The organism is Paenibacillus sp. VCA1, from assembly GCF_031583795.1.
GTDB classification, from domain to species: domain Bacteria; phylum Bacillota; class Bacilli; order Paenibacillales; family Paenibacillaceae; genus Paenibacillus_AQ; species Paenibacillus_AQ albilobatus.
Genome location: NZ_JAVLSX010000007.1, coordinates 385,098 through 408,253 on the forward strand (window position 1 = coordinate 385,098; position 23,156 = coordinate 408,253).

Genomic DNA, 23,156 nt, shown 5'->3' on the forward strand with positions numbered 1-23,156 from the left:
CATGATAAGATGCAAAACATTGGAGGGAATAAAAATGAATTCGCAACGTTGGATGAGCAGACAGTTTTTTAGTTTCTTTATCACTTGGGGGATTTTCCTCCCCTTTTGGACGGGATGGATGATTCATACCAAAGGAATTTCGGTTTCGCAAGCCAGTTTGATCATGAGTTTGGGATTGGTGGCGCGAGGCCTTTCTACCTTATTCATTTTTCCGTTTTTATCAGGCAAATTCAGCAGCAAAACTTTGCGGACCGGGATGTCCATCGGCACCCTGATCGCCATATTATGTTATATTCCGGCGAATTCTTTTGCCGGCTTGCTTGCAGCCACGTTGCTGCTGCATTTGTTTTATCCGGCTTTGATGCCTGCATTGGATAGCGCGGCCGGCATCCTGGTACAAAACAAGCAATTAAAACACTACGGGAAAAGCCGCTCCTGGGGTTCCATCGGCTTTGTCGTTTCCGGCATGATTTTAACCGTATTTACGGGAGCGCTGGGAGATCAGGTGATTTTATGGGCGCTGCTGCTTGGCATGTTGGTGCTCGTTTGTCTTAATTTCATGCGTGCCCCCGTTATTTTAAGCGAAAAACCGCCGGCAAATCGAAGCAAAAAACTCGGCATGCTGCAATTGTTTCGCGTTAAACACTTCGGCATCGTGCTTATGATCGTCATATTGCTGCAAGCGGCGCACGCTTCTTATTACAACTACGGGTATATTTATTTGCAGGAAATCCATGCACCCAAATATTTGATCGGCGTCATCATTAACATTGCCGTCATCGCGGAAATCATCTTTTTTCTGATTGCAGACCGGAGCTTTCAACGATTTTCGGTTGGATCCTTGTTGGCGTTTGCGGCGCTTGGTTCAACCTTGCGTTGGATACTCGTCTTTGCCTTTCCGAACGTGGTCGTCTTCTGTATCTCGCAAGCGTTGCATGCCTGCTCTTTTGCGATGGGGCATTATGCCTTTATGAAATATTTGTTTAAAAATATGCCTCCTACGCAAATTCCGAATGCTCAAGGAATGTATTCCGCACTAGCACTGAGCTGGAGCACGGCGGTCTTTACGATTTTCGGCGGTTATTTGTACGAAATCGAGCCAAGATACGCTTTTATCGGGATGATTGTTTGTACTATTCCTTCAATGCTGCTTGCCCTCGTTTACCGGAAATTAGACCAACAAGCGGGTGAACAAATGGAGACAAACAAGTGATCAACAAAAAGGAAAAGCAGCGCAATAAACAAGCATGCCACCCGCCCTAATTTTTAAATGCAGGACGTAAATAACCACCATCAAGGGTATAAAAGGATCTTAAACCAAAAAAGTCGGCTCGTTAATAAACGAATCCGGCTTTTTTGATTTTGATGCAGCTCCATCTTAGCTCAAGGCTCGCGAACCTTCCTCGCGGGATGGCGGACCGAATACCGGTACCAATCTGGAGGGATGCAGTTTACCGCTTAATCCGAAATATTCACAGAAGTTCATAATCAGCGGGTTCCATTTTTCAGGATCAATGTAATTCTGCTCCCCCGTCATTAACAGCTTTTCATCAATATGCACTCTGGTGACGGCTACCTCGATCGAGACCAGACTGCTGGGTTCACCGAAATCATGTACTTTAATGAGTGAGGCCTCTAACTGAACGGGACATTCCGCCACGCGGGGTGCTTTGACCAAATCGGAAGGCTCCGGGGTGAGTCCGGCCGTGCCGAACTTATCGGATTCGTAGCTGTATCCCCGCTGCATTTTGGTCTCGGGCACAGGATTTGCGCCGGTAAGCAAAGCAAGTTTGTCTACGGCGCCAACAAGATCCGCCGATGGAAGATTCAAGACGCACTCTTGCTCACGGATAAGATTTTGCACCGTTTTCGATTTGCGGCTCATTCCGAGCATGCAAGACTGGTTTAACCACCATGCGGAGGACATGGGTGCTAAATTAGCGGAACCGTCTTCGTTTAATGTGCTTATAAGAACGACAGGAGTACCAAAGTAAAGAATTTTAGGCTCTATAACTTTATGCATTTCAAACGACGCTCCTTCTCTTGAAATGATTTCTTATGGTTCATCATGCGAGATCGGCAACCCGTTGTTGTCTTCAAGAGTATAACACGCATATTTATGCCTGATTGGCTTTCGCGAATATGATCGCAAGATAAAGATATTGTGGAGGACCCATTCTTGACGAAATGAAAATCGGGCTAGGCATATTCCGCCTAACCCTTGTGCTACCCCTTCTTGAAATCACGCCATGTGCTTTAGAATTTTATGTAGGTCGAGTTTATGATAAGGCTGGTGATCATGATGCAAAAAGAAACGACTGCCGTTTAATGGGGCCGTTTCTTTACGGGATTTCTCTAAGCAGGAAAAGTTAAGCTCTTTACTCAGCAGCTTTTTCCGCCGTTTTTACCAGGGTTCATCGGTTTATTCCCATTGTCTTCTGTCAGCTTTTCACCGAATTGATCCAGCCGTCCCGGCGAAGAGGCAGGTCCGTCGTTTTTCGGCTTGTTGTTTCTTCCAGTCATTTGACGTTCACCCCCTTACATAACTTGTGCGCCTGACCTTGTTTTCATACCCTGGCGCTGAATCCAGATATCAACAATTCTTCTGTGCGGGAGATCACGAATAACGAACCGGACGCCGTATTTGATTATAGTTACGTGCAGGGTGCGAAAGCACTTTCAAGCAATCAATCGAATCAAGGTTGAAGAACTGCGAAAAAAAACTCGCCGACAAAGCAGCGAGCTTGCTTTTTTACATTTGGGACGTCAGAAGTTATTCGATCGTGCTTTTTGTGGCGTTATACATATTTTCTACATATTGGTCGATTTCGTCGCGTGACATGCGTAAACGGTTCGCGGAAGAACCATATCCAATTTCCTTTTGCCCCTCCTCTAATCCTTTGAAAATTCCATCGGTGAAGGCATCCAATGGTTCTCCCTGGACATGCAACCCCGCTCCGCCTAAATCCGTATTCACTGCCGGAGGAGCGACCTCAATGACTTCTACAGACGTTTCGGAAAGTTGGTGTCTTAGGCTCATTGTAAATGAATGAAGCGCCGCTTTGGATGCCGAGTATATCGGAGCAATCGCAAACGGCGTAAAAGCCAACCCGGATGTGACGTTAATGATCGTCGCCTCTTCTTTTGTAGCAAAAAATGGAGCGAACAGCATAACGAGATGGAAAGGCGCTTCAATGTTGGTTGTGATTTCTTTTCGAAAATAACTCCAATTCCGCTTCGCATCTGATTTTAATACATTAAATCGTTGTTGGATGCCTGCGTTGTTAACCAGCACATTCACTTCCGGATAGTTTGCCGTTACCCAGTCAAACAAAGCTACACGTTCGGATTCAATATCCAGATCACAGACACGCGTAATAAGGTTGGGGAATTTTTCTTTCGCTTCTTGGAGTACATGTTCGCGCCGGCCGCAAATAATGACTTTATTCCCGGCCTTGATAAAGCGCTCGGCAAAAGCCAGCCCGATTCCGGAACCGCCTCCGGTAATGAGAATCGTGTTTCCCGAAAGTTTCATACTAACTCCTCTTTTCGATTATTTTTTCAGTTTGTCTTGCTTCTTTCCTTTTCTCGATACGTTTGATGTAGCGTGTGATTTTAACGTCAATTCCTTTTAAGGCTTCTTGCATTAACGACATTTCAGCTTGTACCGCTTGTTTGTGATTTTTCAACATTTCAAGCCGGAGTTCGGTGGTGTCATCGCCTTCCACGACCCAATCCACATACTGCTTGATATCATTTATTGACATGTGCGTGTTTTTTAAATAAATGATGATCTCGAGGAGCGTCATTTGGTCTTCTGAAAACAACCGCCTCCCCGCGTCATCACGCTCGATTAATGGCAGCAGACCTTTTTTTTCATAATAACGTAACGTTGATTCCGGAATATTGAATTTAGCTGAAGCTTCGCTAATGGAACAATATTTCATCTGGAGGCCTCCATTTTTTTCTTAACGTGTCGACAGGAATATGATACGACTTAAACCATGGTTTAAGTCAACAGAAAAAGAATAAATCTCTTAATCCGTGAAGTTTGCATTTTAAGCAAATAAAGCCTTTTCAGTCAATTAGGTTTATAGTATGCTTGCCTTATAACGAAGGGGAGGGAATCTATGGTGAAACAACTGATCTTCGGAGATGCCAAACATGAGCTCGCCACTACGCGCCGCGTATTGGAGCGCCTGCCTGATGAACACATGAACTGGAAACCGCACGACAAGTCGATGACTTTGGGCGGGTTGGCGACGCACCTGATCAATCTGCTGAACTGGCAAGTCGCAATTTTTCTTTCCGCGGAATTAGATCTTTCGACCGTGCCGTCTCGGCGGGAGGCTTTGGAAAGACGCGAAGACGTGCTGGAGGAGTTCGACGCGAACGTCGTCAAGCTTGAAAAGCTGTTAGATGAATGCGACGAAAATGCACTCGGCGAGGAATGGACTTTGCGACATGGCGACCATATCATCCTCCGCCAACCGCGGGCACTCGCGCTTCGCACTTTCGGAATAAGCCACATGGTTCACCACCGGGCGCAGCTTGGGGTTTATTATCGGCTTCTTGATATTCCGGTGCCGGGGATGTATGGTCCCTCCGCCGACGAGCAAAACTAGCGGATTGGTTGCGCAGAACACTCGCAGGGCAAAAGGCGAATATGCCAATATGCCGCCTTTTAGGTAAATAAAACAGGGGCCACTTTTTCAAGACAGAGATCTGCTTGAAGAAGTGGCCCCTACCGATAGATCAAAGTACCCTATCACTCTTGATTTGCGTCGTTTGGCGCTTTTACGTAAGTTATGGGATAAGCTTGGCTCCCCAGTAAAATTCTTCGGTTTTGGAACTCATCGTACAGGTTTATTCGAACGGTCCCACCATATATTTTGCGGAGTTTGTTATTGAAGGACATTTCGTAAGATTTACCATTACCAATCGTCCAATCCGTCCCAAGAACCAAAGTTTTTTCCATGGATTCTCCATAAGGGTCAATGAGTTCCAACACAAGCTTATGCTCGTAAGTACCTGTTTCGTATTCTTCGTTCTTGGATAAGTTATAATGGATAACTGTATCCAGCGTATCCTTCCCTTCAGTAGCCGTACTAACCGCATTTACAATCGACAGGTTGTAAGGGAAAAGATCCAAGCTGTTTAGAATCGATGGCTTGATTGGGGTAACGTTAAGGGATAGCCCAACCATATTGATATATCCTGTTGATGTATCGCCAACATCCGTCAGTTTACCTTCGGTTACGCCCTCGCCAAGATAAAGCTTAAGCTCTGAAGCATTCACGTTCTGCGGAAGTTTGCTCCAAACGGTTACCAAACTTTTGCCCTCCGGACCTGTTGAATTGGACGATTGATTCACCTTAGCTTCATAGTATTGATTGTCAGGCGTTTTGTAATAGGCAACAAGCTGTGCCGGTTTCGATTGCCGGGATTCTTTGTTCACCATTTCCAACTCCGTGTATATTACATTCGATCCGCTGTCGCCATAAACGGTTGTCCGTCGTTCGCGAACTTCTGCTTTTTTGCCTGGGATATCAATATGGAAGGAACCGCCCGCATCCACGTTGTTCATCACATTGTTGAGGTCATTCGTATTCAATGAGATGAACGTCGTGACTTCATCTCCTGAAATCTCCTGCAGGATGATCCTTAATTGGTTAAAGTTATAGGAAAAAGGAACGCCTGCAAGCACGTACATCTCCGCCGATTCATTCGGAGCGAGAGCCGTAAATCCATTTGCAGCCACGATCTGGGCTGTGCCGCTGAGGTCGCTCATTCCCGCTTTGACCAAAGCTTTGAGTTTGGGCATCTGAACGGCATGGGACGATGTATTGCGAATGCTGATTTTAGCTGCAATTTGATCGCCATCTTGCCATGGCATCCGCTGGAAGGAGTCGAGCTTGACCGCAAATGTCCCGTGACTGTTTTCAAACAAGTTTTCTATTCCCATTTTGCCGCCATTTTCCATGGAATAGGGGATCATGTAACGTGCTATCGGGAAAATGACTTTATCGGGCGCCGGTGGCTCGCTTACTTGCAGCTGCAGCTTGTCTTGGTTCACCTTTAACGGCACGTCCGCGCTGAAATCAATGATTTTCTCTTCCAGAGGCTTTAAGGTTAAGTTGGCAAGCGCCTTTGCATCCACCGGAATGCTGTAACCTTCGGCGGCCTTGACGACGAGTTCGTAAGCGGGCAGCGTTACAGATTTATTGCCGAGATTTTTCATTCGAAACTTCAAACTCCATTTCGCGAAATCATTCTCCGGATAAACAGAGGCGCTCTTGAGCTGCGTCTCTACTGTATTATTGGCAATGAGTATTTTCTTGACGGCATAATTGGGTACCGCTGAATCTAGTACGGTGACGGTTGGAAGACTAAAGGATTGAATCGGCAAATTCACTTTCAAAGTTGGGTCTTCCTGCGCTAATTGCAGTATCATATTTTTTGTTTTCAAGTAGGAAGGAACCTCTGCCAGATAATAGATCATTTTTTTCTCCTGCGGCTGCACTGCGTAATTGCTGCTGGCATCATCCAGTTTGAGATCAAATACCGAGCCGCCGGAAGACTTCAGGTATGCTTTATAACCGGGATCACTTAGCACTTTTGTACCCGAATTCGCAAAACTGATGCCTGCCTTCAAATATACTTTTCCGTTCATTTGAATCTGTTGCAGACTTTCCGCTTTCGCAGTTACAGGTAGATCATTTATCATCATTTTCCGGCTTTGTCCTTCAGGAACGACAGTTGAATAATGAGTTGGAATGGTAAAAACGCCCAGCCTTTTTTGATAATTGGCGCTGCTGAAGTCGAAGCTGTATACAGATACTTTTACTCCGTTTACTTTGGCGGCCTTGCCGATGTTGACATAATAAGTTACGGTTTGGCTGCTCTTGGCGGGAACTGTTTTTATGGCTGCATCCCTCGTGATAGGTTTTCCTTGCACAACCGTACCACCCGGTGTAGTTACTTTGGAAAAATAATCGATGAGAGCGACATTGCCCGCGGTATCATTGTTATAGCTAAGTGTATAGATTAGGATGTTTCCGCTCGGCTGCGCGAACATGTCGATATTCGTCAACTTGACGCTGACATGGCTCTTCAAAGCTATGGATCCGAGGCTTTCCAGCGTGAATACAGCTGCCGCCGTTGATTTGTTATTGGATGGAACACTTGCCTGTGCTGTATGCGCTCCAGGTGCAATCGTTTGACTTATTATCGCTGAGCTGAGCAAAACTGCAGCACAGTTCCTTATTGGCTTGAGCATAACTTGCCCTCCCTGTTGAACCTGTTTATCGACAATCTTTTCTCAGAAGACAAACCGTGTGTAACGCAAATTGTTTCGAAAGATGTGGAATGTTAAGCCTTTGAAATTTATCTTTCATGTTACTTTTAGAAAAAAGCAGCGCACGAAGGTGGGCCGCTTCTTTTCGTTTCCGTTTTTCCTATTCGTTTAAATAGGTTGTTACTCGGTTCTGGATCAACTTCGCGACTTCTTCTGCGGACTTCTGCCCATTAAAAAAGGTTGCGGACTCTTCGCCTATAATCGGAATGACTCTGCTATCCACTTTCACATATCGATACGCACTATGAACGAATTGTTTGAACTCCGTAAATGCATCGTCCGATATCTTGGCTTTTTTACCGTCCGGTAGCTTATAGGTTCCGCTTTTCACTTTTTCCTGAAGCTCTTTTATTTTTTTGTCGTTCACAGATGCAAGCAGGGAAAAGCCTTCTCGATCTTGCAGCGATTGCGCCTCGTCGGATAATAAGAAGGAAATGAACTTCCACGCTTCGTCTTTCACCGGAGAATTGGCCGGGATCGCAAATTCGGTTAAGGGAAAAATCCGCGTTCCTTCGGATTGCCCCGTATGCGGCTTTTGCAGCAGTACCGGATTTTCGAAGGATGAATATAAGACGTCGATCAAGTCTCCCGGCGACAATAAAGAAGCGGAAGAAAACAACTGATGACCCATTTCAGCTTGATCTGCGGTCATGACCTTTTCTTCGTACATGTTTCGGATCTGCTGCATCAGTTCCACGAATTCGGGAGAGTCGAACTTTGCTTTTTTCGTCTCGCCATCGACGAACTGCGCGTAATTTTCTACAACCATTTCCTCGAGTGTCATATCCGGCGGGTAATTCGCCAAGGCATAAAGTTGTTTGCTGCCGCTCTTCCTTGCTTGTTGAATAAGCTGCTTCGAGATCTCCTCAAAGTTATTCCAACTCCAGCTCTTATCGTCGATCTTTACCGTGGAGTTCTTCAACACGTTCCCATCACCTACGAATGCTGCTATCCCGAAACCGGCAGGGATCGTATACATACCGCCTTTTGATTTCAAAGACTCTAATACTTTCATTTGTACATCGTTCTTATCCAGCGTTTGATCCTGATCCATTAAATCTTTCATGTCGAGAAGCATCTTCTTGCTCACATATTCTTCCACAGGCAATCCGCTTATTTCGATGATATCCGCGCCTTTCCCTGATAACAGGGCCGTATTCGTCGTTTTTACGTATTTTTCATACTCGCCCTTGCCCCATTGTTCGCCTGCGTTCTTATAGGATTTGATCTGCAGGTCGATATCCGGGTACTTCTCTTCAAACTTCTTTTTTAAGATCTCGTAGAATGGGCTCGATTCTTGCAGAGATAACGTAATAACGGTCTTTCCTTCTTTGGTGGTCTGTTTCTCTTTCCCGCTGCTTCCGGAACTGCATGCAGTTGTTGTTATCATTAAAGCGCCTACTATCATCATCAAAAACCACTTCTTCATCGTATAACCTCCTATTGTTTCTTCTTCCTTCAATGCTTGACTATTGCAACCGAATACGGTTGCCGTCTTGTAAAGGCTCGCTGCTTTCTAAAATAATCTGGTCGTCCTCGAAAATATTTTCGGATTGAATCATCGTTACCGCTTCATTCGTCTCACTGGAGGCAATCCGGACTTTGCGAGCAACAAAGACATTGCCGAATGCCCCCGGCTGTTCTTCGACTTTGAAGATATACGTTCCCTCACGGTCCTGATGGATCGCTTTATTGGAAACAAGGAATCCCTCATGGAGTGAGCGTCTCTCGAGTTTAATCGATGCCTGCTCGCCTCCTTTCAATTTTGAGTCAACAACCTTGATGCGAAGCGTCTTCTGAGGGATCGCCGCACTCTTCTCCGCCTCTTCAGCAGCTGAGCTGCCTTGAAGCGGCTCTGCATTCGCGATTTCCGCAATCGTTCCGCTCAATACCCTTGCTTGTTGACCCTGGGCTGTATCCACTTCGACCTCGATCTTCTCCCCTACCTTTATCCCTAAGCTGGACAAAAGCTTGGCATCGACAGGAATATTCATCCGGTAACCCAGGCTGCCGTTCGATACAGTCACATCCGGGTCTCCCGCCGAGGTGAACCCTTCAATCGCATTTAGTTTTGTAACAATCCCATCGAACGGAGCGGTCAGCTGCTTTTGGCTGGTTAGAAGATCTTTCATCCCATTAATTTTTTGTTCATACAATGCGATTTCAAGCTTTCCCTTTTCAATGTCCCGCTTTGCATTTCGAAGTTTCAGCTCGTCCTCCTCCATCGCCGAGAGGATGTACTGATCTTGAGTGTTCTGCTGCTCGATTTTTAATTTTTCCAGGTTTGTGATTTCAGCATTTAACTCCTGCTCCGCCGCCTTGCTGTCATAGAGGATTAGCTTTTGCCCCTTTTTGACGAAATCTCCTTCTTTGACGAGAATCTTTTGAACCTTCCAGCCGGCAGGGTTCGACAGTTTCACTTCGTCCAGCGGTTGAAGGATATCGCTGCCCCCGATCTTAAAAGTAAGGCTTCCTCTGGTCGGCTTTTCCGTCCCTACTTTCGGCAGGGTGAGCGACCGCAGCGTATTGCTGAACAAGGTAAAAAACAGAAGCACCCCCACAAAAAGAATAAATGCGATTTGAATCATGCGTTTGCGTCTTCGGTCGGACGGCTCTTTTCCTAACTCCATATCCGTCTTTCTCCTCCTAAAACCTTTCTGCAGGAAAGATTGCATCGTAAGCGCTGGCTAAAATACCCAAAAGAAAGCTGCCACGTAGGCTCTTGGCTTCGTTAAAGCCTGACTTCCATTGAAAACATTCAGCTTCGCGTTCATTAACCTTTGATGCCTGACAATTGAATACCCTCAATGAAATACGATTCCGCATATAGGAACAACAGCACCATCGGAGCCATATAAAGCATGGATGCCGCAAAAGCAATTCCTCGATCCCCGTCGGTGACTCTGGATAAAAAAACCGACAGCGGTTGCTTGAACGGGTCGTCCAGAAAAATAAGCGGCTGCTCGACCATATTCCAGTAATCGACGAACAATAAAATAATGAGCGCCGCCAGTCCCGGTTTGATCATCGGGACGATGATTTTGAAAAATATCCGCAAATGTCCGGCTCCGTCTATTTTAGCCGCTTCGATATAAGCATAAGGAATATCCAGCATGAACTGCCTAAGCATAAATACGCCGAATGCCGCGAAAATGCCGGGCCATATAATGGCACTCGGACTATTCAGCATCCCAAGCTGATCCGCCATGATATAGTTCGGAACCAGCGTGACCTGAAACGGCATGAGCATGGTTATAACATAGATTAGAAACAAAGGATCCCTGCCGCGGAATTTCAGCTTGGAGAACGCGTATGCTGCGAGCGCCGCCACAAAAGTCTGTCCGGCAATGATCGGCACAACCATTCCTACGGAGTTCCAAAACATCGTCAAATATTTCGGGTTGTCCACGAGCACCTTGCCATACTGCTCCAAAGATACTTTGTCCGGCAACAATTTCAAATTGACGAATGGCATTGTTTTCCCGGCTGCAGCCACATCATTCTTCTGCCCTATGGCTCCATAATTGATTTCTATTTCCTTTTCTGTCGTCAGCGAATTGACGAATGTGACCCCAATCGGAAGCAGCAATAGGATGGCAATAACGCTCATGACGAACGTTAATGAAATTTTTCGCAAAACTTTGGCAATCGGCACGTTTTCTCTCACCTCCTATTCCATGTATTGCCGATGCCTGCGTTCAAGCATGAATAGTCCCATGACAATCAGCAGAATGCAGCCGAACATTAAGGTCGCCGCAGCAGTCAACTTCTGAATGTCGAGTGACATGAACATGTTGTTCATATAGTGCTGCATCATGTAGATGCTGTCATGCGGATAATCCCCTGCGATCAGATACGTTTCCCGGAATACTTTAAACGAATTGATGATCGACATGATGACGACAAAGAACATCGTGGAGGTTAGATATACCAACGTGATGCTTCTAAACTGCCGTAAACGCCCTGCCCCCTCGATTTGGGCGGTTTCGTAATAGTCTTTCGGAATTTGCTGCAGTCCGGCCAAAAATAAAATCACGTTGTAGCCGATGTTTTTCCATAAATACACGACGATGACGACAATTCGGGCCGAATCCGTCTTCATCCAATCCACGCGAGCTCCCCCGAAATGGCTCAGCCAGGCGTTCAGAGAACCGTTCCAATCGAACAGGATCTGCCAGATCATAACGATCGAAGCCACGGGTACGACCAGCGGCAGCACATAGGCGGTCCGCAGCCATCTTCGAAGATATGCACTTTGGTTCAAAAGCATTGCCAGGCCCAGCGAGAGTGCAAGCATAAGCGGAACGCTAACCGCACTGAAATAAAACGTGTTGGATGCCGCCTTACGGAAGGAACCGCTCGCAAGCAGTTCGCGGTAATTGTCGAATCCAACAAAATGCCCACCCACCGTACTGTCCATAAAGGAATAAAATACTCCCATGACAAACGGGATCAGGTAAAAAACGGAAAATCCGACGCCACTAGGCACAAGGAACATCATGGCTGCCGAAGCATCTTTGCGGAGCCATCTCTTCATCGTTGTCTTCATCCTTTCATGACCTGCTGCTAAAGGTGTACGGATTAACTTATCTACATTCGATATTTCATCTCAGCAGCACAAAGCTATCTTATGGCACGCATATATTGGAAGTCGGGTCGAGTTGTGATGAAATTGTAAAAATTGGCCTGCAGAATGATATTCAATTCAATAATGACATACAAAAAAAAGGCCGATCATCAGACCCAGCCTCATTGATCTCCCCATTTTGGGGATCATGTATTTCTTTTTCTCACTCGCGCTGTGGAATCCAGCTTTGCCTATGAACCGCTAATGTCAATTGTTGTAGAACCACATTTCGCTCAAGTTATCCTTGTCGAACCCAATGAACTCTCCCGCATTGGTATCCATCACAAGTCTGAGCTCGCCGACATCGGGTTCCTTGCTTCGATAATACAATTCTTGTGTAGTCCCATACGAGTATTGGTAGTCCAACTGATACGCGGATGCTGCTGTACCTTCGATCTGTTCAAGATACTTCTCGGCCTTCCGGACCATTTCTTCGCCCGAGAGTCCTTTGGGAATAACTTTTGAAATATCGCTGCCCGTTGCATCATTAAAATATTCCGCACCACGCTGCATGATGCTTTCCACTTTACCGTCCTTGGGGTTCATGAGCACCTCGAATCCACTCTGATCGGTTTTGCCCTGAAAACTGACAAATGTAAGGCCATCTGTAAGCTGAGTGATCCTCTTCCCGATTCTTTTTAAAGCTTTCTTTTCCCGTTCTCCAGCTGCTTTAAAGTTTTCATAGTTTTTATAGTTCCCTTTCTTCATAGCTAATAGGTTCTCCAGCTCTTTCTGAGACATGGAATAGATTCCGATTTTCACCTGATCCGAAGTCAGCTTCAGATGATAATATTTATTAACCGCATTAATACTTAATCTTGTTACTGTTTCTTGCGACAGCATGCCGTTATATTCCGCCAATTTGGCATCAGAATCATTGGCGATATGTTTTACCATGACGGTGTCTTTCTCGATCGCCTGATAGAAGCCGTCGCACCCGCTTAGAACGCAGATCGTACATAGATATGCGGCAATTAGAAACGACCGTTTCATTCCGGCTCGCCCCCCCCTTTATATTGAAGCGGGAACCTAACACGCACGGTGGTTCCCTCTCCCAGCTGGCTCTCCACTTCTAACCTGGCACCGTGCAATTCTGCGATGCTTTGACAGATGGAAAGTCCCAGCCCGGCACCATGCTGACTTTTGGTTCTAGCTTTGTCTACCATATAAAACGGCTCAAACAGGTTTGCCAGATGCTCCTCAGGAATACCGATCCCGTGGTCAATAACTTCAAGCGTATAGCCCCCTTGCCCTGCCTGTGATTGCAGCGTGATCGTTCCCGCTTCGGTTGATGCTTTCATCGCGTTGTCCACGAGGTTGTAGATCAGGACTTTGATTAAGTCGGGATCCATCCGCACATCTCCATCCACGCAACGGGTAATGAGCCGGAGATGCTTATCCGCGGCTTTTATTTGCAAGGAAGCCTCCGCCTCCCGGATCACATTCTTCATGTTGACCGTTCTTAGTTCTGTATGGCCTTGCCTGAGCAGAATCAGATCCATCAATTTAAATGAAAGGTGCTCGAGTCTCTTTGCTTCGGAATAGATGACATTCAGACCATCCAACAGTGTTTCCTCTCCCACCTTCGTCATTCTTAAAAAATTCGCATAACCGATAATCGAAGTGAGCGGTGTTTTCAGCTCATGCGTAATGCTCTGGATAAAGCGCTCTTTCTCATTGTTGTTTCTTTCGAGCTCATTGATTTTCTCTTCGACGACTTCAGCCATCTCATTGAAGTTCGCACCCAGCATGCCGATCTCATCACGTGATTTCAACTTAACGCGTTCCGAGAATCTGCCTTGCGCAATAACCTTCGCCATACGGATCATCCGGTCAATTGGCTTTGTCAGCCCTTTACTGATCAGGAACATGACGAGTGCATACAGAATAATAGCACTTGCATCCACCTTGAAGAAAAAGCTGTATTGATTCATGCGCTCATCATAAAGAGGCGTCACGTCTTTAATATAGGTGAACACGTAATATTTGCCGTTAATGGGCGCGAGATTTGAGGTAAACAGCAGTGTCCTTTTGCCGATATCACGAAGAATATACCGAATTTCATCAGCGGTCAGTCGAATCAGTTCCTTACGGCTCTGGGGCATTGTAAAATTCGTATTGCTGTACACGATCCGGCTGCCTTCCGTGATCTGGATGTAGACGTTCTGTTCTTGGTTCTTATTCACAAATCCTGTCGCAATATTCGTGAGTACCGTCTTCTCATAATCGATACTGTCATACAAGTTCAGAATGGGAATAACTCCATTTACACTGGAATGAATGCTCATATTTTCACTTAAGGCATTGCCTATTTCCTGCTGCAGCATTTGGTTGTGATTGCGTTCTATGACCATTATCGAGGCGATGTTGAAGATTACGACAAACGTGAGAATGGAAAATAAACAAATCTTCTGCCAAAATTTCATAGCCCTAATCCTCTAAACGGTAGCCGATCTTATAGACCGTATGAATGTTGTCCTGCAGATGAAGCTTTTTGCGCAGCGCTTTGACATGCGTGTCAATGGTTCGGGTCTCACCGAAATAATCGAACCCCCACACTTTATCCAGAATCTGCTCTCTGGAGAGCGCAATATTTTTGTTCTTCAGTAAAACGACGAGCAGATCATATTCCTTAGGTGTCAACTCCACCTTTTCCCCGCTTACGGTGACTTCCCGCTTATCCAGGTTGACTTTGATCCCTTTAAAATGAATGAGTTGCTCTTCTTTCCCGTACCTGCGCATCACGGTTTCAATACGAGCCAACAGCTCAATCGCATCGAACGGCTTGACCATGTAATCGTCCGCTCCCAGTTTTAGGCCGTTGACCTTGTCAAACACCGCATTCTTGGCAGTCAGAAAAATAACCGGTATTCCCAGCGGACGAATCCGATCCATCAATTGAAACCCATCCATCCCGGGAATCATCACGTCCATTATAATTAGATCAAACTGTCTGGCGGAGGAGCCGCTTCCCTGGTTCTGTCTATTCTGAACGGCTTCGAGCGCCGCCAGTCCGTCATAAACCTGGACCGTTTCGTAGTTTACGATATTCAAATTCATCTTGATAATATTTGAAATATGTATGTCATCCTCTACGATTAAAATCTGCTTGTTCACTCGGATTCCAATGCCACCTTTCCCTGTAATAACTGCCTTGCTGTACTTTGGGTATCAGGGCGCTACAATTCATACCCATCCTGACTTTCTAAAAATATGTTGAAACGGATTACGGATCTAATCCTATCACGGCAGGCTATGCAAAAAAAGGCTTATCATATTTTATTTGTCCCTCTCTCCAATAGAAAGAATAATAGAGAGAGATAAAGACAAAATATAAGTGAACTGTAGAATTCTAATTTTTTTCTTAATATTTCCTAAAGCCGGACAAAGGGAAGTCGGCACCAAGAAAAAGTGGATGGCTTAAATCGTTGTTTACGCCGTAATTTCTTATTGCAAAATGAATCGCGTGTCATTATGATCAAAGTGACATGCAATTCATTTTGCGGAAACGAAAAGGCGGTGGCGCGATTGTCCCCTAAACTAACGGATCGACGTAAAGAAGGAAGAAGCTTGCAAATACTCGAAGCGGCCAAGCGAGTTTTCATCGAGAAAGGATACGGGGTAGCTACGCTCAAGGATATTGTTGAAGAAACCGGAATGAGCCGGGGATGGATTTACTTGTATTTTCAGAGCAAAGATGAAATCTTTGAGGCACTGCTGGATCTTCAGGACATGCAGCATGAACGCTATGTGGAAGAACTCATCAAATCGTCCTCGTCCATATGGGAAGTGGTGATTACGCTCTTAACACAGCAGTTTCAGGAGCTCTACAATCCCTCTAACGCTGGATTAATGCCTGCATTCTACGAGTATTTCCTCATCGGATGGAGAGATGAGCAGCGCCGTGCACTTCTTATGAAGCGCTATGAAAAGGGTGTAGCCCAATTTGCCAAGCTGCTTCAGATGGGTGTCGATCGCGGTGAGTTTTCACCTGATATGAGCATTATGGATATCGCAAGACTTGCGGCATCTTATCAGGAAGGCATTATGACCCATTCCATCACCGTCGGTACCGAGATGGCGAACACCCGAATGCAATTTAATTCCATGGTGGAATATTTGAAAAGCCTCCTCTGTTCGAAATGGGTTCGCGAGTCAGATCAACAGGAGGAGATGGAATGAAGGCGCTTTTTCGCAACCCTACGTTCTCCAAGTTGTTTTTTGCAACATTTGCATCCCAGCTAGGAACGGTTGTAGGAAACATGGCATTCGCCTATTATTTGGTAGACAGGTACAGTGAAAAACCGTCGTTAGCTACAACGGCAGAGCTTATGTACTCACTGCCGACCTTAGCCTTGTTCTGGATTGTCGGCGTCATCGCAGACCGGTTCGATCGCAAACGGATCGCCGCCTATAGTGACTGGTTTCGGGCAGGGTTGACCTTGCTGTTGCTGCTTTTTGTTCATTATGACTTTCTTCTCCTCTGTTTTCTGGTGTTGTTTTTGCGCAGTTCGATATCCAAATTTTTCGGTCCCGCCGAAATGGGGCTATTGCAAGGGAGCATCGATCAGGATCAATATATTCAGGCCTCCGGTTTGAATCAAATGATCACGGGTGTTTTTATGCTATTTGGCATGAGCTTAGGAGCCGCTTCTTATCATTTCATCGGAATTGAAGGGGCTATCGTTGTTGATGGGCTCAGTTTCTTATTATCCGGTCTGCTTCTTTCCTGGGGGGAGTTTCCTGAATATGCGCGTACTCCAAACGGAAAAAACCGCATTCGCGAATTGCGTTTTTCCGTCATCCTGAAAGATTTTTGGCATGGTCTTCGATATGTTACGGGTAATCGGCTGCTTCTTATGCTTATTAGCGGTTTTCTGTTCTTCGGCATCGTAAACGGCGTCTTCGCCGTCCTCCCCATATTTGCTATGAAATATAAGCTTAGTCCCGATCAATACGTCGTTCATTCTTCACTTATTACCGTCTTCCTGGGCATCGGCTTTCTTGTCGGGACCTTGCTTGGTCCGCACCTGATCCGTCGCTTCACGAGAGCGCCGATCCTAATAGTCGGCCTGTTTATATCCAGCCTGCTTATTGGGGGACTGGGCTGGGCCGAACGAGTTGAAGTCTATTTCGTACTTGTATTGGTAGCGGGTGTAGCCATTGCTCCCATAAATATCGCCCTTGGCAGCTGGATGCCGGAGCTCGTTCCCCCGCAAAATATGGGGCGTGTCAACTCATTGATCGAGCCGGTCATGATGCTTGGCCACTCCCTAGCCTTGGGGGGAATTGCTTTAGCTTTTCCGGCATGGATATCCGTCACATGGTTGCACTATATACTGGCCATTTGTACCGTAGGTGTAAGCTGTTTCTATTTAACCGTTCTCCCTCCCCTGATCCGCAAAAACATGGCTCGTGCAATGGATGGGCCTACAACCGCTAAGGAGGAAATCTTCTAAAAAAAACGGTCAGATCATCAAAAATAACGGGCGGGCATATTCCATAACATCGCCTCTTGCTGTTTTGAGCGCCCGATCAGTCGCTTTACTTTCGCTTAACAACAAATAAACCATACCTGGCTTTCTGGCGTCAGTTCCCTTTTTCTCGGTAGTCCATTGAAGTTCAAAGAATCGGATAATAATTTCTATACAATCGGTTCGAAAGCGCTTAATATTTGTATAGTGCATGGTTAACATCCCCATTCATTGAAGAGAACTTATTCGGAAGGAGCCCATAAGAAACATGCTGGAGCCAAGCATAACCAACCAATTGAAAAAAAAGCTGAAAGCAAGTATCGACAACGGGGATATCGCAGGCGCGAACTTTATGGTAATCAAGGACGGCGACGAAGTTTTTTACCATGAGGACGGATTGGCCGACATCGAATCGGGACGTCCGATAGCAAGAGATTCTATTTTCCGTTTGTATTCCATGACAAAGCCGATCACCGCCACTTCCGTCATGATGCTGTTGGAACGCGGGGATATCGATTTGTTTGATCCGGTAAGCCGCTATATTCCGGGATTCAAAAACCAACGGGTAGAGAAAAACGGAGAATTGGTGCCTTGCAGCCGAGAAGTCAACATTCACGATTTGCTGAACATGACGTCGGGATTGGTCTATGGCGGAACCGACAAAGCCGGGCGTCACACGGAAGCATTGTTCCAGGAAATCGGCAGCCGGTTGTATGGAGAAAACCCCATGAGCACCATGGAATTCGCAAACCGCCTGGGCCAAGGGCCTCTTTCGTTCGAGCCGGGATCGAATTGGCAATACGGAACGTCGGCGGACGTTCTCGGCGCGGTTGTCGAAGCGGTAAGCGGCATGCGGTACGGGCAATTTTTGAAAAAGGAAATTTTCGAACCGTTGGGAATGAAGGACACCGGTTTCTGGCTGCCTGAAGAAAAAAGAGACCGCCTTGTGAAAACCTATCAGGATGACGGCGAAGGCGGCCTTAAACTGTACGCGGAAAGCCATCTTGGCATCGTCCATCAAATGGACCGGGAACCGGCATTCGAGTCCGGCGGAGCGGGCCTTGCTTCCACCATTGACGATGCCGCCAAATTTACGACGATGCTGATGAATCAAGGCAGCTACAACGGCGTTCAACTGTTAAGGCCCAGAACCGTTCAATATATGACGTCGGCTGCGTTGACCGATTGGCAGCAAAAAGGTTTCGATACATGGCATACCAAGCGCGGCCATAGCTATGGCAACCAGATGCGCGTCATGACCGACCCGGGAAAAGCCGGCTATATCGGCAGCCATGGCGAATACGGCTGGGACGGATGGCTCGGGGCATACTTCTGCAATAGTCCTCAAGACCGCCTAACCCTCCTGTTTATGATCCAGAAAAAAGATGCCGGAACGATGCCGATTACGCGCAAGCTGCGCAATATCGTGTTCAGCACCTTGTAAGGGCACAACGAAGTGAACCGCGCTGAAGGAATGACTCCAGGCGCGGTTCACTTTAATTGTAGCGGGCCGTTTATAAAACTTTACAGCGACGTCGCCTTTTCTTTAAAATTTTCCAGGAAACTGTTTGACAATGCCTTCGGTCAGGATGTCCGCTAAATGAATCATATGGATCTCGTTTTTGTCGGTTGCCGCAATATCCGCTTTCCAATCTCCTTTGAGACAGTCAAGGACGATTTCCGTAATCAGCTGCAGATGCGTATACAGCATATCTTGCAGCGTTTTAAATGGCCAGTTCGGATTCGCCGTGCTTAAAAATTTGGCAATATCGTCGGCGTTTCGATGCCAATCCGCCTCTAATTTTTGCACATCCGCTTGGTTGCCCGCTTTGGCCGCAGCTACGATTTTCCCTGCAATCAGAATATGTTCCCTCAGAAGATCCGCCAGCTTATTGCCCGCAGCTTCACCATAATAAGGTTTGATCACATTGCCTATGTCCTGTTGGTTCCGCAAAAGCCGGTCCAATACGTCCTTCTGGTCCGGACGATTGGATACAGCGCTGACAATGTAGCTTCTGGTCCATATCGTATGGTTGATCCAAACCTTCTGCATATCGGTCTTCAACCGTACTATTTTCGGACTAATGCAAGTAGGATCCTTCTTCTCGCCTGCCTGCGCCTGCACGGGTACCGCCGCCTGCGTCAGGCTAAAAACGAGCGCCATGATGATCAGCAAAGCCTGCAACCGTTTGTTTTTCACTTTGATCTGCTCCTCTGTACTTCGGGAATAAAATAGTTTGTCTTATTATGGTTGCAGTACCCGATTTTATACAGATGGATGATTTGATTCGTTTACCTTTCGTTCAGCGGCGTATCCACTTTTCCTTGAAGATTCGCCAGCCGCACCATAATCGTTGCCGCTTCCGCCCTGGTGACCGGCTTCGCAGGATCAAATTTGCCGCCTGGGGCCTCCATCAGACCGAGCTTCAGCATAAGCGCAACGGCTCCTTTGTCTTTAATCGCATTTGCGTCCGAGAGGGACAATGCCTCCGCGTCCTGCTGTAAGAAATCAGACAAACGATTGTAATGAAGAGCCAAAGTCAGGGTGGCCGCAACCGCTTCACGGGTCAGCTTCTGCTCCGGATGCAGCTCGGAAGATTTGACATTGCCAAACCATCCTTTTTCGGAGAACAGCTGCACCGCCTGAGCAATTGGGCTGTCCGCGGGTACATCCGTGAAAATCGGCTTCATTGGGCCGCTAAAATAATCTTGATCGGGATTAATCCCCTTAGCCATCATCTGAATCCAATCGCCCAAAGTCAGCTCCGCGTCGGGATGAAGCAATCCGTCCTGCGACGGAGACAAAACACGGTATTCAAGCAACGTCGCCAAATCCTTGCTTGCCGCATGATTCACCGCATCGCCAGGAAGCTCGGTGCTTTGTCCGTTGCCCGGATTCGGCAGCACGTTAAAGACTTCCGTTTTGCCTGTGACCGCGTCGATATAACCCAGGTACCTGTCCTTATTAAGCATTGGAACGTAAGCCAATCGAACAGTAGGCTCCACATACGTATTATCAACGGGATAGCCGCCGCTGCTGATGTACCGCAGCTCCACCCCGAGCTCGTTCAGAAGGCGCTCCTGAGCGTCTTTCGGGCTGATTTTCGCCGTCAACGCATCCATTGCTTTGAGGTCCGCATCTGACAGATTGCCATTCGTATCGTAGCTTGTCAGCTTGCCGCTGCCGTCGATCGAGACGTTCACCGTACTACCGTTAATGGGCAAGTCCTTATAAAAGCGTTGGAACACGAATTGATATACCGTTTTCGAGGATGACGGGTTGTTCGACGTTTTGGTGTCCGTCAGTTTCAAGGCTTCTGTGGCATTCGGATAATAGGCCAACACCATCTCGATGGCCTTCGTTTTAGCCTGGGCTTCCGTCACGGCGGAAGCGGTGGCTTTGGCCGGTTCGCTTCCCGGATACTGGAACTCATTATAGGCCAGCAGCTGTCCTGTTTCGGCATCCACGATCGCATGTTTGCTATCCCCCTGATACAAACCGGAAGATCTTTTGTTCCAGCTCAGATTCCAAACCTGCCTGCGATCGCTCCAATAATTCCCCAGGGTGGCTTGGAATTGGTAATCCGGACCCGGAGCAATTCCCTGTAGCAGCGCCTGTGCTTGGTCCGAAGTCAGCTGCCCGCCCTTATGCGGGGTGAACATTTTATTGGAAGGCGTTAATGCGGTATAGCTAACCGCTTGACTGGCTTCATCGAGATCTTTTCCCCAGATCGTATCGATCCGCTTCCCGGAATTGGCATCCATAGGCTCCAAATTCCGGTCAGGCATATAGCCGATCTTCCATTCGCGTTTGGCGGACGCATTAAACAGCGGGGTAGACGGTATGTATGCGAGTTTCACAGACAATCCCTGCTTAAGCCGCTTCTCCGCTTCCTCCTTGCCGATGGCTGCTTTGGCCGATGGAAAATCGCCCTGGAAAGCGCTTCGATTAAAACGGACGATATTGCCGTTTCCATCTACATCGACGCTCACGTACTCATTATCGGCCGGTAATCCGTTGACATCGACCGAATAGGTAAACGAATACTGAACCGGTCCAAACAACGTTTTGTTAGGCGCATAACCGTACTGGTTCGATGGTTTCATCGTTCCCGCCTTGATGGACGGAGCTGCTTTGAATATAAACGCTTCGGCAATCTTTTCAGCTTCCTGTTTGGAGACCGGCGGTGGATAATAGGCCGTGTTGGAGTCCGCTTGTGGCCACGTGGATGGATAATAAAAGCTCAAAATATCCCCCGTTAAGGCGTCTACGTCGACATTAAAGCTCGTCGAGCCGTTTCCTCTTTGAATCGCCCAATTCAGCACCCATACTTTTTTCGTGTTTGGCGGGTATACGTTCTGTTCTCCATAAGTAATGCCGTCCAGCCTTGCCTCATTCAATATGGGGAATAAAGATCTTGCCCGCGCTTCGGCCTGATCTTTCGTAATCTTGGCGTCTGCCGGATTGGGACCTTTGGATGCCGCGGAAGCACTGTCCTTGCTTGTTGGCGCTGTTGATTCTTGCGTAACCAGTGTTAAGCCTGGAGCCGCTGACGCCAACAGGGGCACTTGTATCAGGCTAAGTCCAAGCGTGCCTGCAAGCACCTTCTTCACGACGGATGCGGTTGTTAGGCTCCTTCCTTTCGCCCGGGTTATTGGCATGTCAGCAGCATGTTTTAGTTCGTCCATCTTTCTTCCTCCCTGTTATTCCATTATCATCCATAATGATTATAACATGGGAAGTTTGAGAGCTGGATTGCAATTTGGGAATTCAGGGAAAATATTAGGACTTATTTTGCAAAAACGGAACATTCGGTCTGCGCCTTATTTGATCCCTTTTACCAATACCCTGTCAACGACAGACCGTTCATGATCCTATTCCAGGCTGCTTCATCATAAGGGCGTTCGAGGGGAACCTGCAGCGTGCCGATGTCGTCTTGCCCCCAATCAATCTCTTGAATTGACTCCAAACCGGATACGGTCTGCATGAATAGGATTTTGCAGCTGCCCGGCGTCAATGAACGTAGGACAGCATGAAGCTCAACGGCTTCCGCCTCTCCAATTTCTCCCCATCTGATGAAAACAACGGATCTGCTGTGCTGGAGCACATTCAAAAATCTGTGAACCCGATGGGCAAGCTTATTGCTATAGACGTTGTAGGCTGCCGTCCAATCCTGGTTTGGGACGATCGGGAAATCATGGACGGATATGACGTTATAGCGCGTATCAAGAATATAATGGGCGCTTTGGTACGTTCCGCCTTGTTGCGGCACTGCGATTCCTTCCTCCAAATAGGCCGAAGTTCCGTCAATCTTCCGAAGCTGCCCGAGCTCCATAAAACCTTCGAACCGATTCTTTAATAACCGGGTCAGATCCGTAACCGAGTTTGATATCATCCAGTCTAACGGAAGGGAGAAACGACGCAGCTGGCGACGCCACAAAAAGATGGATGGCCCGCACCAGCTGCCCAAGCTGACGATGATGTCATAAGCGCCTTTCATGTTCTCTAGCTTCACATTGGTCACCGCTTTCTAGTTGATAGATTTGCTCTATTCTATTCAACCTGACAACAATCCGTAATAGATGTTCGGGCAACGGAAGACTCTTGCATCGTTTGTTTTTCTCAGAAGAGGATCCCGGCCCAGCTTCGTCCCATGTTAGCGTAAAATCTCTTTTTTGAGCGCTTAGCGTCTCAATT

The 23,156-nt window shown here is 47.0% G+C and carries 21 protein-coding genes; 5 read left to right on the top strand and 16 right to left on the bottom strand.

All coding sequences use genetic code 11. The features are described from left to right. Window positions 1–34 precede the first annotated feature (34 nt). Complete coding sequence (locus tag RJP21_RS18410) at window positions 35–1,213, top strand: MFS transporter (RefSeq protein ID WP_310860576.1); 1,179 nt, start codon at window positions 35–37, stop codon at window positions 1,211–1,213. 165 nt (window positions 1,214–1,378) lie between these two features. Here the strand turns inward: RJP21_RS18410 and RJP21_RS18415 are convergent, their stop codons facing one another. From RJP21_RS18415 to RJP21_RS18430, 4 genes are all read right to left on the bottom strand, one after another. Next, window positions 1,379–2,023, bottom strand: coding sequence for a flavin reductase family protein (locus RJP21_RS18415; protein ID WP_310860577.1), 645 nt, complete (start codon window positions 2,021–2,023; stop codon window positions 1,379–1,381). A 359-nt stretch (window positions 2,024–2,382) separates the two neighbouring features. Further along, window positions 2,383–2,523 carry a hypothetical protein gene (locus RJP21_RS18420; RefSeq protein WP_310860578.1) on the bottom strand — a complete coding sequence of 47 codons (141 nt, stop codon included), beginning with the start codon at window positions 2,521–2,523 and terminating at the stop codon, window positions 2,383–2,385. A gap of 250 nt (window positions 2,524–2,773) precedes the next feature. Continuing rightward, on the bottom strand, window positions 2,774–3,535 hold the full coding sequence (locus tag RJP21_RS18425) for an SDR family oxidoreductase (RefSeq protein ID WP_310860579.1): 762 nt from the start codon (window positions 3,533–3,535) through the stop codon (window positions 2,774–2,776). Window position 3,536: 1 nt separating this feature from the next. Beyond that, complete coding sequence (locus tag RJP21_RS18430; protein ID WP_310860580.1) at window positions 3,537–3,947, bottom strand: MerR family transcriptional regulator; 411 nt, start codon at window positions 3,945–3,947, stop codon at window positions 3,537–3,539. Between the two features lie 183 nt (window positions 3,948–4,130). Between RJP21_RS18430 and RJP21_RS18435 the strand changes: the two genes are divergently transcribed. Then, entirely contained in the window at window positions 4,131–4,625 is a 495-nt protein-coding gene (locus RJP21_RS18435) for a DinB family protein (protein ID WP_310860581.1), read from the top strand. Window positions 4,626–4,768: 143 nt separating this feature from the next. Here RJP21_RS18435 and RJP21_RS18440 read toward each other — a convergent pair whose 3' ends face one another. The 8 genes from RJP21_RS18440 to RJP21_RS18475 all read right to left on the bottom strand — a co-directional run bounded on the left by RJP21_RS18440 (window position 4,769) and on the right by RJP21_RS18475 (window position 15,101). Further along, complete coding sequence (locus RJP21_RS18440; protein ID WP_310860582.1) at window positions 4,769–7,279, bottom strand: hypothetical protein; 2,511 nt, start codon at window positions 7,277–7,279, stop codon at window positions 4,769–4,771. Between the two features lie 178 nt (window positions 7,280–7,457). Next, window positions 7,458–8,819: an ABC transporter substrate-binding protein gene (locus RJP21_RS18445; RefSeq protein WP_310860583.1), complete on the bottom strand. Its 1,362-nt coding sequence runs from the start codon at window positions 8,817–8,819 to the stop codon at window positions 7,458–7,460. A 7-nt stretch (window positions 8,820–8,826) separates the two neighbouring features. Next, entirely contained in the window at window positions 8,827–9,945 is a 1,119-nt protein-coding gene (locus RJP21_RS18450; RefSeq protein WP_310860584.1) for an efflux RND transporter periplasmic adaptor subunit, read from the bottom strand. A 185-nt stretch (window positions 9,946–10,130) separates the two neighbouring features. Next, window positions 10,131–10,967, bottom strand: coding sequence for a carbohydrate ABC transporter permease (locus RJP21_RS18455; protein WP_397386242.1), 837 nt, complete (start codon window positions 10,965–10,967; stop codon window positions 10,131–10,133). A gap of 60 nt (window positions 10,968–11,027) precedes the next feature. Continuing rightward, complete coding sequence (locus tag RJP21_RS18460; protein ID WP_310860586.1) at window positions 11,028–11,894, bottom strand: carbohydrate ABC transporter permease; 867 nt, start codon at window positions 11,892–11,894, stop codon at window positions 11,028–11,030. A gap of 297 nt (window positions 11,895–12,191) precedes the next feature. Then, window positions 12,192–12,977, bottom strand: a complete 786-nt coding sequence (locus tag RJP21_RS18465; RefSeq protein ID WP_310860587.1) for a hypothetical protein — start codon at window positions 12,975–12,977, stop codon at window positions 12,192–12,194. Then, window positions 12,974–14,410 carry a sensor histidine kinase gene (locus tag RJP21_RS18470; RefSeq protein WP_310860588.1) on the bottom strand — a complete coding sequence of 479 codons (1,437 nt, stop codon included), beginning with the start codon at window positions 14,408–14,410 and terminating at the stop codon, window positions 12,974–12,976. Before RJP21_RS18470 ends, RJP21_RS18465 begins: the two co-directional genes overlap by 4 nt. Window positions 14,411–14,414: 4 nt before the next feature. Further along, window positions 14,415–15,101, bottom strand: a complete 687-nt coding sequence (locus RJP21_RS18475) for a response regulator transcription factor (protein WP_310860589.1) — start codon at window positions 15,099–15,101, stop codon at window positions 14,415–14,417. A 453-nt stretch (window positions 15,102–15,554) separates the two neighbouring features. Between RJP21_RS18475 and RJP21_RS18480 the strand changes: the two genes are divergently transcribed. Then, window positions 15,555–16,166: a TetR/AcrR family transcriptional regulator gene (locus RJP21_RS18480; RefSeq protein ID WP_310860590.1), complete on the top strand. Its 612-nt coding sequence runs from the start codon at window positions 15,555–15,557 to the stop codon at window positions 16,164–16,166. Continuing rightward, window positions 16,163–17,443 (top strand): MFS transporter, encoded by a 1,281-nt coding sequence (locus RJP21_RS18485; RefSeq protein WP_310860591.1) that lies wholly within the window; start codon window positions 16,163–16,165, stop codon window positions 17,441–17,443. Before RJP21_RS18480 ends, RJP21_RS18485 begins: the two co-directional genes overlap by 4 nt. Window positions 17,444–17,452: 9 nt before the next feature. Here RJP21_RS18485 and RJP21_RS18490 read toward each other — a convergent pair whose 3' ends face one another. After that, complete coding sequence (locus RJP21_RS18490; RefSeq protein WP_310860592.1) at window positions 17,453–17,671, bottom strand: hypothetical protein; 219 nt, start codon at window positions 17,669–17,671, stop codon at window positions 17,453–17,455. Between the two features lie 55 nt (window positions 17,672–17,726). Between RJP21_RS18490 and RJP21_RS18495 the strand changes: the two genes are divergently transcribed. Next, complete coding sequence (locus tag RJP21_RS18495) at window positions 17,727–18,902, top strand: serine hydrolase domain-containing protein (protein WP_310860593.1); 1,176 nt, start codon at window positions 17,727–17,729, stop codon at window positions 18,900–18,902. A 102-nt stretch (window positions 18,903–19,004) separates the two neighbouring features. Here the strand turns inward: RJP21_RS18495 and RJP21_RS18500 are convergent, their stop codons facing one another. The 3 genes from RJP21_RS18500 to RJP21_RS18510 all read right to left on the bottom strand — a co-directional run bounded on the left by RJP21_RS18500 (window position 19,005) and on the right by RJP21_RS18510 (window position 22,959). Then, window positions 19,005–19,658 carry a glycosyltransferase gene (locus tag RJP21_RS18500; RefSeq protein ID WP_310860594.1) on the bottom strand — a complete coding sequence of 218 codons (654 nt, stop codon included), beginning with the start codon at window positions 19,656–19,658 and terminating at the stop codon, window positions 19,005–19,007. A gap of 92 nt (window positions 19,659–19,750) precedes the next feature. After that, window positions 19,751–22,147, bottom strand: coding sequence for a YcdB/YcdC domain-containing protein (locus tag RJP21_RS18505; protein WP_310860595.1), 2,397 nt, complete (start codon window positions 22,145–22,147; stop codon window positions 19,751–19,753). A gap of 149 nt (window positions 22,148–22,296) precedes the next feature. Then, entirely contained in the window at window positions 22,297–22,959 is a 663-nt protein-coding gene (locus RJP21_RS18510) for a DUF1796 family putative cysteine peptidase (protein WP_310860596.1), read from the bottom strand. Window positions 22,960–23,156 lie beyond the last annotated feature (197 nt).

Bases quoted from the DNA above. Each gene is read 5' to 3' on its own strand.
- RJP21_RS18440 (WP_310860582.1), bottom strand. From the start codon at position 7,279: ATGCTCAAGCCAATAAGGAACTGTGCTGCAGTTTTGCTCAGCTCAGCG.
- RJP21_RS18495 (WP_310860593.1), top strand. From the start codon at position 17,727: ATGCTGGAGCCAAGCATAACCAACCAATTGAAAAAAAAGCTGAAAGCA.
- RJP21_RS18455 (WP_397386242.1), bottom strand. From the start codon at position 10,967: ATGAGCGTTATTGCCATCCTATTGCTGCTTCCGATTGGGGTCACATTC.
- RJP21_RS18490 (WP_310860592.1), bottom strand. From the start codon at position 17,671: ATGCACTATACAAATATTAAGCGCTTTCGAACCGATTGTATAGAAATT.
- RJP21_RS18485 (WP_310860591.1), top strand. From the start codon at position 16,163: ATGAAGGCGCTTTTTCGCAACCCTACGTTCTCCAAGTTGTTTTTTGCA.
- RJP21_RS18420 (WP_310860578.1), bottom strand. From the start codon at position 2,523: ATGACTGGAAGAAACAACAAGCCGAAAAACGACGGACCTGCCTCTTCG.
- RJP21_RS18415 (WP_310860577.1), bottom strand. From the start codon at position 2,023: ATGCATAAAGTTATAGAGCCTAAAATTCTTTACTTTGGTACTCCTGTC.
- RJP21_RS18465 (WP_310860587.1), bottom strand. From the start codon at position 12,977: ATGAAACGGTCGTTTCTAATTGCCGCATATCTATGTACGATCTGCGTT.
- RJP21_RS18410 (WP_310860576.1), top strand. From the start codon at position 35: ATGAATTCGCAACGTTGGATGAGCAGACAGTTTTTTAGTTTCTTTATC.
- RJP21_RS18435 (WP_310860581.1), top strand. From the start codon at position 4,131: ATGGTGAAACAACTGATCTTCGGAGATGCCAAACATGAGCTCGCCACT.
- RJP21_RS18470 (WP_310860588.1), bottom strand. From the start codon at position 14,410: ATGAAATTTTGGCAGAAGATTTGTTTATTTTCCATTCTCACGTTTGTC.
- RJP21_RS18510 (WP_310860596.1), bottom strand. From the start codon at position 22,959: ATGAAAGGCGCTTATGACATCATCGTCAGCTTGGGCAGCTGGTGCGGG.
- RJP21_RS18450 (WP_310860584.1), bottom strand. From the start codon at position 9,945: ATGATTCAAATCGCATTTATTCTTTTTGTGGGGGTGCTTCTGTTTTTT.
- RJP21_RS18430 (WP_310860580.1), bottom strand. From the start codon at position 3,947: ATGAAATATTGTTCCATTAGCGAAGCTTCAGCTAAATTCAATATTCCG.
- RJP21_RS18425 (WP_310860579.1), bottom strand. From the start codon at position 3,535: ATGAAACTTTCGGGAAACACGATTCTCATTACCGGAGGCGGTTCCGGA.
- RJP21_RS18505 (WP_310860595.1), bottom strand. From the start codon at position 22,147: ATGGACGAACTAAAACATGCTGCTGACATGCCAATAACCCGGGCGAAA.
- RJP21_RS18460 (WP_310860586.1), bottom strand. From the start codon at position 11,894: ATGAAGAGATGGCTCCGCAAAGATGCTTCGGCAGCCATGATGTTCCTT.